Here is a 13,613-nt window from a genome sequence, read left to right as displayed (position 1 = left end):
TAACTCATCATTCGGTGTATAGGTAAATAACAGGCGTGGTTTTCTTTCGCTTACATGGAAACTTCACGTCGCGACTTTCTTAGAAAAAGCACTTCCCTGGCTGCCCTGACAGTCGGTGGAATCACATCGGCTCAGGCATCTGAACAAGCAGTCGGGGCAAAACCGGCTGTTGATAAGGCGGTGCTCAAGGATGCCGGGATGCAGCTCTGCGAAGCGTATTTCAGCGGGATGAACGAACAGAAAATCGCCCTGACGAAGCAGATGGCGGTGTTGGGGGCGGTGGGTGGCATCAATCCCGGCATGGTCGGCCTGAAAGACGTGAAGCCCTGGGAATCCAAGGCGGTTTTGGCGGTGAAGGAAGCCTGGGACAAGGTGGGTCTTCAACTGCGCGTCATCGAAGGGCCGCCCGCGCTGGGCGAAAAAACCAAGCTGGGACTGGCCGGTCGGGATGAAGAAATTGCCAATTTTATTACCCTGATGAAAAACCTGATGCAGGTCGGGATCGATACGATTTGCTACAACTGGATGCCGGTGGTTGGCTGGTATCGCACGCAGAACGACCGTCCGGGTCGGGGAGGGGCGCTGGTCACAGCATTCGATTACGAAGCTATCAAGAATCTGCCGTTGACGCAATACGGCAAAGTGTCGAAGGAAACGCTTTGGAAAAATCTGGCCTATTTTCTGAAAGCCGTCGTGCCGGAAGCGGAGAAAGTCGGCATGAAACTGGCCATGCACCCCGATGATCCGCAGGTAGACAGCGTTCGGGGCATCGCCCGCATCATGAATACCGTCGATTCGTTCAAACGATTGCTGGAACTCTACCCCAGTCCGAGCAACGGCATTACGATGTGCCAGGGCAATTTTGCGCTCATGGGCGACGATAGCGGGATTCCTGCGCTCATCGACTACTTCGGGAAACGGAAGAAAATCCATTTTGTGCATTTCCGGAATGTGCGGGGCGACAAGTTTGCCTTCGAGGAAACCTTTCACGATGAGGGCATTATCGACATGTACCAGGCCATGAAAGCGTATTATGCGGTCGGTTTCAAAGGCCCGATTCGCCCCGATCACGTTCCGACCATGTACGGCGACAGCAACCAGAACCCCGGTTACAGTACCATCGGCACCTTGTATGCGCTGGGCTATACGCGGGGTTTGATGGAAGCCGTGAGTAAGCGGAGAACTTAATGATGAGTTATGGATGATGAACGATGAATGCCCTGCGTTAGCCCATTCATCGTTCATCATCCATAACTCATCATTCTTTTCTAAAAACTAAAAGTGTGCCGATTTCGGCGATGAGGAGGCTGAAATGGGTGGCGGATAAACCGCTCATCTCGTAGGCCAGAAAGAACTCATCGGCGAGGATGAAGGCCGCCCACAAACCGATCGTGACGGTGAGCGCCTGGTAGGCCGCCTGCGGGTAGTGTTGTGTTTGCCTGACGGTGGCCGCGAACGCTCTCCAGAGCAGCACCGCGCCAACCGCCTGCCAGACGAGAACGCCGGTGTAGAAGAGCCCTGCCACCCAGACCGGCGGGTGATAGATCCCGACAACCGTTCGAACCATCGCATAATTGCCCGAAGCAAAAACCCAGTCGGTCGGCAGCAGGCCGAGGGCTTTGAGGGCGTCGGTGCTGTTGCTGCCCAGCACGAGGGAAAAATAGAGCGCCCAGAAGAGGAGCAAAACCGCCTGGATGGTCTTGCCGGAGTGTGGGGAATTGGTCCACATAACGATGTTTCTAACCGGTTTAACAAATAAAAGTAGAGGAGAAAACAGGGGACTTATTCCGGAAATTCGTGAACCAACCCGATTGCGCGGGGTTTATTATTAAACGCAATTTGATTTTATGGCAGACACGACTCCCCAACTTCCCCCCCAAATATACAGTGTAGTACCGGCCATATTACCTCCCGATCAACTATTTGGCCCTTTGTTTCACGACGTGCAGATGCTGCCGGTTTTTGCCGACTCCATCACCTTTGCCGACTGCTATCCCCGGCGGGCACCGGAAGAAATTCTGAGCCAGTATGAAATTGAGAAACACCGGGAGGGATTTCGACTGGAGGACTTTGTTCATGCCTATTTTCACCTGCCGAAAACCCTGGAAACCGATCACATCAGTGACCAGTCGTTGCCGACGTCCGTGCATCTGCATCGGATGTGGCCGGTTTTGACGCGGCAGTCAGAATCTTCCTGCTCCATGTTGCCGGTTCCCAAACCGTATATTGTCCCCGGCGGGCGTTTTCGGGGGCTCTATTACTGGGATACATACTTCACCATGCTGGGGCTGCGGGTGTCGGGCGAAAACGAACTGATCCGGCACATGGTCGCTAATTTTGCCCACCTGATCGATACCTACGGCCACATTCCGAATGCCAACCGGAGCTATTACCTGACCCGCTCGCAACCGCCGTTTTTTGCCCTGATGGTCCGGCTGCTTTCCGAAATCGACGGTCCGGACGTCCTCGTTCGCTACCTGCCCCACATGCAGAAAGAATACAATTACTGGATGGATGGCTACTTTCGGCTCGACGATCACGAAGGCGCTTTCCGGCGCGTGGTGGTGTTGCCCGACGGCAGTATTTTAAACCGCTATTGGGATGACCTCTCCGCCCCTCGTCCCGAATCCTACCGGGAAGACGTGGAACTGGCCCGCGAAGCGGCACCCTACGGCGTTGCACCCGGAACGCTGTACCGACACATCCGGGCCGCTTGCGAATCCGGCTGGGATTTCAGTTGCCGCTGGTTTGGTGATCCGGAACATCTGGCCACCATTCACACCACGGATATCATTCCGGTGGATCTGAACGGCCTGATGTATGATCTGGAAATAACCCTGTCGGACGCCTACTTGCAGAGTTCTTTTCAGGAACCGTATGAGCATTTCAGGCAAAAAGCCGAGGCCCGGCGAAAAGCCATCATGACGTATCTCTGGGACGAAAAAAGTCAGTTTTTCATGGATTACAACGTCGTTTTGCATAAGCCAACGCCGGTCTGGTCGCTGGCGGCTCTGTTTCCGCTGTTCTTTGGGCTGGCGACCGACGAACAGGCAGCTCAGGTTCACGGGCATGTCCGGAAAAGCTTTCTGAAAGAAGGCGGAGTGGTTTCAACGCTTCTGCGAAGCGGGCAGCAATGGGATTCTCCGAATGGCTGGGCACCGTTGCAATGGATCGCGCACCAGGGTCTGTTGCGGTATGGGTTTACGCAGACAGCCGCTGAAATCAGGCACCGCTGGATGGCGCTCAATGACAAGGTGTTCCGGGAGACCGGCAAAATGATGGAAAAATACAACGTCGTGGACATCGATTTGCCGGCGGGCGGGGGAGAATACCCCAATCAGGACGGTTTTGGCTGGACCAACGGGATTTATTTAGCCCTGCAAGCCAGCGACGGCGTAACACCGGGTAATGAGAAACACTAAGAAGTTGTTTGAATTAAGGCCGGAGGCCTGTCCTGTCAATAATTGACAGACCGCCCTTCCAGGGCTCTCCCCGGTTAACTCAAACAGCTTGTAAGGTTATTTCACGAGGAACGGGCTCGAAACTGCAACGTTCCGGTGGTCTTTCAGATAGAAAAAACCGTATTGAAAACCTTCTTTCGGCATGGGGCTGGTCACGGTTCGGGCGTTTCGATCGAGGGTCGCTTTCTGCTTCGACCAGACCCGGTTCTCATTCACCGAGGTCGTGTCATTGGAATAATAAAACTCGGCGGTATAGACCGTAACCGGTGATTGGTAGGACAAACGGAGGGTCGAGTCCTGTACGGAAACCGGCGCAACGGCCGCCAGCGGAATGCCGTCGTTGAGGATGCTTTCGAAGAAATACCGGATTTCGTGCGGTTCCCAACCCGCTTCGTGGCCGTGCTTCATGTCCGGGATCAGGCACATCGTCCGCTGCTTTGGAGGAATCAGGCTGTAGGTTTTGTGGTAGGGAACGACGTTGTAAAACCGGTCTTTGTTGCCATTGACGAACAGAAACTGCGGTTTAGCAAACGGCAGATACACCGACGGATCGAAATACCGCATCCACTTCTGCTGACCGCTTGGCGAAAGCTTGCGGATGGAGGTTTTGAAAACATCGGATTCGTCGTAATACGCGCAGCCATACACCGGCGCGGCCACCTTAAACCGGTTGTCGAGACTGGCAACGAGGCAGGTCAGATAACCGCCCCAACTGATGCCGGTAACCGCCGTTTTGGTGGCATCGACTTCGGGAAAACTCAGCAGCAGCGAATGCGCCAGAATCGCTCCTGAAACAGCGTGATAGGTCCACATGTCGCGCAAAGCGGCTTTTTCCAGTTTCGAGAATTTATCGACTTCGCCCTGATCGGGTCCGGCCTGCGCGAGCCGTTTTCCGTCCTCCCCCTTCCCCGCCAGATCCATCGCGATGGCTGCGTAGCCGTCGGCAGCCCATTTTTCCACCCATTCTTTAAACGCTTTTCCGCCCCCGCCGTGGATCAGGACAACGCCCGGAAATTTCCGCTTGCTGACCGGTTTTCCCCGGATCAAATCCGGATTGGAGTAATACGCAAACACCTGCGTCGGTTTGCCTTCGTAATCGACGCTTTTGTATAAAAGCGCACGAACCGGTCCGGTTTGGCTGAGCCACTCCACCGCCGGGGCCTTGCTCAGCGCCTTCAAATCCCACAGCAGCGAGTCGACTTTGATCACGCTGGCATCGATGACCGGTGCGGTTTTCGTTTGGGCAAACCCGGCACTTGTGCTAAGGAGCAGCAGAAAAAGGAAGCGTTTCATGGGTAAAGTCGGATTCAGGAACCGGAAACCAATGTAAGACATTCGGGAGCAGTTTTTACCCGTCAGCGCCGATCCATCTCCCTGTACATTAGCGGACAGGAACTGTCCGAAATCGTACAGCTTCCCCGTCTACAATCCGCCTAAAACCGCTGCTGAAGCCAATTTTGGAAGTTGGCAAGGCATTTGATCAGCAAAGATAGAACTAATTGACAGCGATGAAACGCAGCTACTTGGGCGAGTTTGAAGAAATCGTATTACTAACCGTGGCCGTCATGGAAGGCGGGGCGTATGGCGTAGCGATCACCCACGAAATCAGCGAGCAGACCGGTCGTGCGGTGCGGCTGAATCAGGTCCACGCGGCTCTGGAACGCCTGGAAGACAAGGGCATGCTGAAATCGGAAATGGGCGAACCCACCGCCGAGCGCGGAGGCCGACGGAAACGGCTGTTTACGGTGACGGCCTATGGTCGTCGGACGTTGCAGGAAATCCAGGAAGTCCGCGTCAGCTTCTGGGCGCGTTTGCTGAATCCGTTTAAGCCGGCGACGAGCCTTTGAAAGAGCAAAATGAACAATGATAAAATATGAATACTGAATGTTGAATAACGAATAATGAACACCGGGCGCTGGCGAAGCCGCTTCATAATTCGGTATTCAGTATTCGATATTAAAAATTTATATGAAACCGCCCCGTTTAGCCGACCGTTTCCTCAAATTTTTCTGCGCTCCCCACCGGCTGGAGGAAGTGCAGGGGGATTTGCACGAGGAGTTTGATTATCAGGTGAAACGGATCGGCGAACGACGGGCCAGAATACGGTACTGGCGGGATGTGCTGGGATTTCTGAAACCCCCGGCTGGATGGCCGTTCGCCATCAAACGAAAAGCAACTGCGTATTCAACAACTCATACAATGAACCCAACCATGATTAGCAATTATTTCAAAATTGCCCGGCGGAATCTGATTAAAAACCAGACTTACGCCTTGATTAATGTCACGGGCCTGGCATTGGGCATTGGCGCTGCGCTGCTGATTTTTTCGCTCGTTCGCTACCATCATACCATTGATACACACCACCAGAAATACGCTTCCATTTACCGGGTAACCACCGAGTTTGTTACGCCTGAGGGCAATTTTAACGTAACCGGCGTTCCTTACGAACTGGGGAAGGCCCTTCGGAATGATCATCCGGATATCGAAAACCTGGCGATGATCGAGCTTTACCGGGACCCGTTGGTGGCCATTCCCGTAGCCAATGAACCTGACCGAAAATTTAAAGACGCTCACAAAATGGGGGCCTTTGTGCAGCCTTCCTATTTTAAAATCTTCGATTACGAGTGGCTGGCTGGCGGACCAACCGGGCTGGCTCAACCCAATACGGTAGTTCTCAGTGCTGAAAATGCCACCAAATACTTTGGGACGACGGAGGTACTTGGCAAAATCATTAAGATCAATGCAACGCTGAATGCCCGAATTGTTGGGGTGTTCAAGGACTACCGGGATAACACCGATTTTGCCTATTCCCTGATGGCATCCTGGGCCAGTTTGCCCGAATTTCATGACCGCCCGCTGAACGTAGATTTTGACAATGTCGACAGTGGTACGCAGTGCTTTGTGAGCCTGAACAGCCACTTTACGAAAGCCGACTGGGATCGGCAGATGCTGGCTTTTGTGAAAAAGTACAAACCGCACGGCCTTAAAGATACCCGGTTTCCGATGCAACCCCTGCGGGATATTCATTTCTCGACCGAAACCGGTGGGGTCAGCTCGGGCTTGATCTGGTCGTTGTTTGCCATCGGCATTTTTCTGCTCATCACGGCCTGCATCAATTTTGTCAATCTGGCCACGGCGCAGGCCCTGAACCGATCCCGGGAAGTGGGCGTCCGGAAAGTGCTGGGCAGCACGCGGCCCCAATTGTTCTGGCAATTCATGGGCGAAACCGCCTTGTTAACCCTCACGGCCACGGCCATTGCACTCTTCTTTTTCCAGGTTGGTCAGCAGTTGGCTCAGGAATATTTACACGGGGTCTTCCGGTTCACTTTCTATTACGATCCATCCGTCATTGGCTGGTTGGTACTGATCGTGACGGGGGTCATTTTCCTGTCCGGTTTTTATCCCGCTCTGGTGCTGACGGGCTTCAAACCGGCCTTGGCGTTGGCCGGACGGATCACCTCCCGGCAGGTGGGTGGTTTTTCCATACGCCGGAGTCTGGTGGTCACCCAGTTTGCCATTTCACAAATGCTGATTGTGGGTATGGTCGTGGTCGCCAATCAGTTGCAGTACATTCAAACGAAAGACCTCGGTTTCCGGCAAAAGGCCATTCTTACGGTTCGGTTGCCTTCATCACCCCAGCAGGAGGTCGGCAAAATGGCGGACTTCCGTCACCGGGCAATGGCCATTCCCGAGGTTGAGAAATTAAGTTATTCTATGAGCGGCCCACCCCAGACGGGCTGGATCAGCCAGACGGTTATCAAATTTGACACCCGCCCCGAGCCGGAAAAATTCACACCCCAGCAAAAGTTCATCGATGCTGCTTACGTCGATGTGTACGGGTTGAAACTGGTGGCCGGGCGAAATCTTCAGCCTGCGGATACGTCCCGGGAAACGCTGGTCAATGAAACCTTCGTCAAGCAGTTGGGCATTCGTAATCCGGCCCAGGTGCTGGGAAAAATCCTGCATACGTCCCGAAAACTGGAAATCGTGGGCGTTGTGAAAGACTTCAATGAGCGCGATCTGAAAAGTGGGATTTTTCCGCTCTTCATGACCACCCGGGCGACCAAGTACTATTATGCCAGTCTACAATTACACAACGGCAATTTTGAACGGGTTATCCACCAACTGGAAAAAGAGTATAACCAGATCTATCCCGACAGTTATTTCACCGCACAGTTCGTCGATGAGCAATTGCAGGAATACTACGTTCAGGAACAGACGATGGCCAAGCTGATCAATTTCTTCGCCGGAATCGCCGTGGTGATCGGTTGTCTGGGGCTGTATGGACTGGTGTTGTTTATGGCGAATCAAAAAACGAAGGAAATCGGCGTCCGCAAGGTGCTGGGAGCCAGCATCAGTAACATCTTGTGGCTGTTTGGCAAGGAGTTCGCCCGGTTGATTGCCGTGGCCTTCGTGGTGGCAACGCCCGTGGCATGGTGGGTGATGACGCACTGGTTGCAGGATTTTGCCTATAAGATCGAGATCGGTCCCGGCATTTTTGGAATGGCTTTGCTGGCGACGATGATCGTGGCAGCCCTGACGGTCAGTTTCCAAAGCGTCAAAGCCGCATTGATGAATCCGGTGAAAAGCCTGAAAAGTGAATGAAAGAAGGGGAATGATAAATAGTAAATTTCAAATGATGAATGTAAAAATTTGATAATTGAGGAGACGGTGACGTGCTGAGATATTTTATCATTCATCATTTGAAATTTACCATTTGAAATTATAAACCCAATGAAACCGCCCCAACTCGCCGACCGTCTCCTCAAATTTTTCTGTGCTCCCCACCGGCTGGAGGAGGTGCAGGGGGATTTGCACGAGGAGTTTCAATACCAGCTCCGGCGGATGGGCGAACGGCGGGCTAAGAGGTGGTATTGGTGGGGTGTCCTGGGCTTTCTGAAACCATTTGCGATCAGACGAAAATCAATGAAATATCCAACAACAACTCAACCGATGAACCCAACAATGATCAGCAACTATTTTAAAATTGCCCGGCGGAATCTGGTTCGCAACAAAGCGTTTTCGGCCATCAACATCCTCGGGCTGGCCCTCGGCATGGCGTGCAGCCTGCTCATCCTGCTGTGGGTGCAGGACGAACGCAGCGTCGACGGCTTTCACGCCAACGGCGACCGACTTTTTCAGATCTACGAACGCGGTTTTTATGACGGCAAGGTGGAAGCCTCGTATTACACGCAGGGCCTGCTGGCGCAGGAATTAAAACGCGTGGTTCCCGAAGTTGAGTGGAGCAGCAGTCTGGAGCAGAGCCGAACCGCCACGTTTGAAGTGGCCGGGAAAATCAACAAGGCCGATGGATCGTTTGCGGGTGCCGACTTTTTCAGCATGTTCAGCTATCCGCTGGTGCAGGGAACCCCCGAAACCGCCTTGAACACGCCGGAAGGCATCGCCATTTCGCGAAAGATGGCCGAACAGTTTTTTGGAAAACCGGAGAAGGCCATCGGTCAGACGATTCGCTACCAGGACCAGGACGACCTGATGGTGACGGCGGTTTTCGAGGATCTGCCCGCCAACTCGTCGCAGCAATTTGATTTTTTGCGAAGCTGGAAAGCGTATGTGAAAGAAAACCAGTGGGTGAATAACTGGAGCAACACGAGCCCTTTTACTTTCGTGCAGCTTCGTCCGGGAGCCGATCCCGCAAAAGTTGAGGCTAAAATCAAGGAGTTCATATACCAGTATACGACGAAAACCGCCGGATCACATACCGAACTCGCCTTGCAGCCTTATCCCGAAAAGTACCTGAATGCGACTTTCAAAAACGGCCAGGTCGATGGCGGACGGATTGAGTACGTGCGGCTTTTTAGTATCGTAGCGGTTTTCATTCTGCTCATTGCCTGCATCAATTTTATGAACCTGGCCACGGCCCGCTCCACCAAACGGGCGAAGGAAGTGGGTGTTCGGAAGGTGGTCGGGGCCGTTCGTTCCGCCTTGATCGGGCAGTTTATGGGTGAGGCCATTCTGCTCACGTTTTTCGCGGTGGTGCTGGCGGTAATGCTGGTGCTCATCCTCCTGCCCGCCTTTAATGAACTGACCGGAAAGCGCCTGTTTTTGCCGTTCGGACAACCGGTTTTCTGGGCCAGCCTGGTCGGGCTTCTGCTCCTGACGGGTCTGGTGTCGGGGAGTTATCCGGCCCTGTTTCTGTCTTCCATGAATCCGATCCGGGCTTTGAAAGGACGAATGCTGTCGGCGCGTCTGGGATTTGGCGCAACGTTTTTCCGGAAAAGTCTGGTGGTTTTTCAGTTTTCGCTTTCCATGATTCTCATCGTGGGCATGATCGTGATCTACCGCCAAATGGGCTATATCCAGTCCAAAAACATTGGGTATGACCGCGAAAATCTGCTTTATATTCCCATCGAGGGAGATTTGGTTCAGAAATACAATCTGTTCAAGGACGAAGCGGGGAAACAGCCGGGCATCCTCACCATTTCGAGGATGAAGGAATCCCCCACCCTGATTGGCCACCACCGGAGCGACATCGAATGGGTTGGTAAAGATCCGGGCCTGTTGGTGCCGTTTGCCGACGCCGTGGTGGGCTTCGATTTCCTGAAAACCATGAACCTGAAACTGGCCGAAGGGCGCGATTTTTCCCGCGAATTCGGCACCGATTCGGCCAGCTACCTCGTCAATGAAGCGGCTGTTCGGAAAATTGGCTACAAAAATCCGATCGGAAAGTCGATGTGGTGGGGAAACCGGGAGGGCAAGATCATCGGCGTTTTGAAAGATTTTCATTTCAATTCCATGCACCAGACCATTGAACCGCTGATTGTCCGGCTGGACGAACAGCAAAAATGGGGCAGTATTCTGGTTCGGACCGAAGCCGGCAAAACCCGGGAAGCGCTGGCTAGTCTCGAAAAAATCTGCAAAGAGCTGAATCCCAATTTTCCGTTTACCTACCAGTTTTCGGATCTGGAATACGCCAAATTATACCACAGCGAACAGGTGGTCAGCCAACTCGCCAATGCCTTTGCTTTTCTGGCCATTTTCATTTCCTGTCTGGGTTTGTTTGGGCTGGCGGCTTTCATGGCCGAGCAGCGCACGAAAGAAATCGGCGTTCGCAAGGTGCTGGGCGCATCGGTTCCGAACATTGTGGTTCTGCTGTCGGCCAACTTCCTGAAACCCGTCGCCATCGCCATGCTGATCGCTTTTCCGGTTGCCTGGTATGCCATGGACCGCTGGTTGCAGGGGTTTGCGTATCAGGTTGATCTCGCGTGGTGGGTCTTCGCGCTGGCGGGTTTGCTGACGGTGGTGATCGCGCTGCTGACGGTCAGTTTTCAGAGCGTCAAAGCCGCTTTGATGAATCCGGTGAAGAGTCTGAAAAGTGAATAAGAAGAGAATATCGAACACTGAATATTAAATAACGAATAACGAAGTGGCTCCGCGGACGACACTTCGGCTTTCGTTATTCTCTATTCATTATTCGATATTAAAAGCAATATGAAACCGCCCCACCTCGCCGACCGACTTCTGAAATTCTTCTGCGCCCCCGGTCGGCTGGAAGAGGTACAGGGCGATTTGCACGAGGAGTTTCAGTACCAGCTTCGGCAGGTGGGCGAACGGCGGGCGAGGGAACGGTATTGGTGGGATGTGCTGGGGTTTATTCTGTCGTTTGCGCTTAAAAGAAAGTCAATTGAGTATTCAACAACGCATCTAACCAACCCGACGATGATTCAGAACTACTTCAAAATTGCCTGGCGGAATCTCTGGCGGAAAAAAGCGTTTTCGGTCATCAACATCGCCGGTCTGGCCGTCGGTCTGGCCACCTGTCTGCTCATTGTGCTGTTTGTGCAGGACGAGCTGAGTTACGACCGCTACAACGCGAACGCCGACCGGATTTTTCGCATGACGCTGCAGGGCAGCATAGGCGGCAAGGAACTCGATATCGCGTATGCCCCCGCCCCCGCCGGACCCGCCATCCAACACGATTATCCGGGTGTGGAAGCCTTTACCCGCCTGGAAGAACAAGGGACGTTTGTGATCAAATACGGCAACGAACGGTTCAAGGAAGAACGGGTGGTGTTTACGGATTCCAGTTTTTTTACGATTTTTTCGATCCCGCTGTTGAAAGGAAACCGTCTGACGGTTTTGACCGAACCCAATACCGTCGTTCTCACCCAATCGACCGCCCGGAAGTATTTTGGCACTCAGAACCCCGTCGGCAAAAGCCTGACGATGGGAACCATGGGCCTTTTTCGGGTAACAGGGGTTTGCCAGGATGTGCCGTCCAACTCGCATTTTCATTACGACTTTTTTGGCTCCTACCGCTCGCTTCACGCGCGTGAAAAGTGGATGTCGAGCGGTGCAAACACGTACTTCCTGCTGCGGAAAGACTATTCGATAGACAAGCTGGCAGCTCAGAGCCCGCAGATTGTCCGGAAGTATCTGGGCCCGGAAGTGCAGGAATTTCTCGGCATGAGCTACGACGAATACCTCCGCAAAGGCGACCGGTTCGAGTTTCAGTTCCAGCCGATTACGGACCTTCACCTGAAGTCGGACCGGGAAGGTGAACTGGAGCCAAACAGCGATGAGAAATACGTTTACATTTTCTCGGCCATTGCGGTTTTTATCCTGTTGCTGGCTTGCATCAATTTCATGAACCTGTCGACGGCCGGGTCGGCCAACCGGGCCAAGGAGGTCGGCATTCGCAAGGTGCTGGGTTCGGTGCAGCAGCAGTTGATTCGCCAGTTTCTGGCCGAATCGCTGCTGATCACGTTTCTGGCGCTGCTGGTAGCCTGCGGTTTGGTGATTGCCGTACTGCCGACATTCAATCAGCTGGCGACCAAGACGTTCGGTCTGGATACGCTGTTGAACGTCCGGATGATTACGTACACGCTGGCGGGCTGTCTGGTGGTCGGGTTGCTGGCCGGCAGCTATCCGGCTTTTTTCCTGTCGTCGTTCAAACCGGTTAGCGTGCTGAAAGGCAAACTCGCGTCCGGGGTGCGCAGCGGCTGGTTACGGAATACGCTGGTTACGATCCAATTCGTCGTTTCCATCGGCATGATCATCGGAACGCTGGTGGTCCATCAGCAACTGCGGTTTATTCAGAACAAGAAAGTGGGCTTCGACAAAGAACAGGTGTTGATTCTGCACGATACCTACGTGCTGGGTAACAAACTGAATGCGTTCAAAGCCGAACTGGCGAAGCAATCGCAGGTCGCGAGTGTCAGTCTGGCGGGTTATCTACCCGCCGGGAATTCCAACAGTGGTTTTGACGGGGTTCGGGATGTGAATGCCCCCGCAGAAACGAGCCCCTATCGGCTGAAAACCTACCGGATCGACGAGCAGTATTTGCCGACTCTGGGCATTCGGCTGGCACTGGGCCGCAACTTCTCCAAAGCGTTTTCGGGCGATAGCGCTGCGGTGCTGGTCAACGAAGCTACCGTTCGGCAATTTGGCTGGAAAAACCCGATTGGGCAGCGCATCGCAACCGTGGGCGACGGCAGTCCGGGCGACCGGCACACCTACACAGTGGTTGGCGTCATCAGAGACTTTCATTTTGAGTCCATGCACCAGCACATTGCGCCCCTGATTATGGTGTATGGCGGAGATGGGTACCAGTTGGCCCTGCGCATCCGGACGGAGAATTTACCGGCTTTTCTCAAAACAGTAGAACAGAAATGGAAAGCCGAAACCGATAATCCCTTCTCGTATTCTTTTCTAAGTGAGCGGTTTAACAGGATGTACGAGTCCGAACAACGGATCGGGGAACTGTTCGGCATTTTCGCGGGGCTGGCGGTTTTCATTGCATGCCTGGGCCTGTTCGGTCTGGCGGCTTTTACCACTTTGCAGCGTACCAAGGAAATCGGCGTTCGCAAGGTGCTGGGCGCATCCGTTGCCAGCATTGTAGCCCTGCTATCCAAAGACTTTCTGCGGTTGGTGTTTGTCGCCATCCTGATTGCCACGCCCATCGGCTGGTATGCCATGAAGGAGTGGCTGGCGGATTTTGCCTACCGGATCGATCTGGAATGGTGGGTTTTCGGGCTGGCCGGTTTGCTGGCGGTGGCCGTGGCACTGCTAACCGTCAGTTTTCAAAGTATCAAAGCGGCTTTGGTGAATCCTGTTCGCTCGCTGCGCTCGGAATGAAGAATTAAGAGTGAAGAATTATGAGTTAAGTGCGTCAGCCAACTCATAATTCTTCAC

General features: G+C 53.5%; 8 protein-coding genes. 6 read left to right on the top strand and 2 right to left on the bottom strand.

Annotated features, from left to right (window positions below; genetic code table 11):
• Positions 1 to 54: 54 nt before the first annotated feature.
• Positions 55 to 1,188 carry a mannonate dehydratase gene (locus tag F0P93_RS21230; protein WP_150879656.1) on the top strand — a complete coding sequence of 378 codons (1,134 nt, stop codon included), beginning with the start codon at positions 55 to 57 and terminating at the stop codon, positions 1,186 to 1,188.
• A gap of 70 nt (positions 1,189 to 1,258) precedes the next feature.
• On the opposite strand, the gene F0P93_RS21225 is transcribed toward F0P93_RS21230, so the two are convergent.
• A complete protein-coding gene (locus tag F0P93_RS21225; protein WP_150879654.1) occupies positions 1,259 to 1,729 on the bottom strand; it encodes a hypothetical protein in 471 nt (156 codons plus the stop codon).
• A gap of 118 nt (positions 1,730 to 1,847) precedes the next feature.
• Between F0P93_RS21225 and treF the strand changes: the two genes are divergently transcribed.
• Positions 1,848 to 3,422: an alpha,alpha-trehalase TreF gene (treF, locus tag F0P93_RS21220; protein WP_150879652.1), complete on the top strand. Its 1,575-nt coding sequence runs from the start codon at positions 1,848 to 1,850 to the stop codon at positions 3,420 to 3,422.
• A 96-nt stretch (positions 3,423 to 3,518) separates the two neighbouring features.
• Here the strand turns inward: treF and F0P93_RS21215 are convergent, their stop codons facing one another.
• The gene (locus tag F0P93_RS21215) at positions 3,519 to 4,754 is read right to left on the bottom strand and encodes an alpha/beta hydrolase family protein (protein ID WP_191908881.1); all 1,236 of its coding nucleotides are present in this window, start codon (positions 4,752 to 4,754) and stop codon (positions 3,519 to 3,521) included.
• A gap of 215 nt (positions 4,755 to 4,969) precedes the next feature.
• On the opposite strand from F0P93_RS21215, the gene F0P93_RS21210 reads away from it, so the two are divergent.
• From F0P93_RS21210 to F0P93_RS21195, 4 genes are all read left to right on the top strand, one after another.
• A complete protein-coding gene (locus F0P93_RS21210; protein ID WP_138993641.1) occupies positions 4,970 to 5,308 on the top strand; it encodes a PadR family transcriptional regulator in 339 nt (112 codons plus the stop codon).
• A 121-nt stretch (positions 5,309 to 5,429) separates the two neighbouring features.
• The gene (locus F0P93_RS21205) at positions 5,430 to 8,066 is read left to right on the top strand and encodes a permease prefix domain 2-containing transporter (RefSeq protein WP_225309581.1); all 2,637 of its coding nucleotides are present in this window, start codon (positions 5,430 to 5,432) and stop codon (positions 8,064 to 8,066) included.
• A 129-nt stretch (positions 8,067 to 8,195) separates the two neighbouring features.
• Positions 8,196 to 10,802 carry an ABC transporter permease gene (locus tag F0P93_RS21200; RefSeq protein ID WP_225309580.1) on the top strand — a complete coding sequence of 869 codons (2,607 nt, stop codon included), beginning with the start codon at positions 8,196 to 8,198 and terminating at the stop codon, positions 10,800 to 10,802.
• 108 nt (positions 10,803 to 10,910) lie between these two features.
• Positions 10,911 to 13,556, top strand: a complete 2,646-nt coding sequence (locus F0P93_RS21195) for an ABC transporter permease (RefSeq protein WP_150879648.1) — start codon at positions 10,911 to 10,913, stop codon at positions 13,554 to 13,556.
• Positions 13,557 to 13,613: the final 57 nt, after the last annotated feature.

The sequence above is a fragment of the Larkinella humicola genome, assembly GCF_008727875.1.
GTDB classification, from domain to species: domain Bacteria; phylum Bacteroidota; class Bacteroidia; order Cytophagales; family Spirosomataceae; genus Larkinella; species Larkinella humicola.
This window is presented reverse-complemented; position numbering and strand designations above follow the sequence as displayed.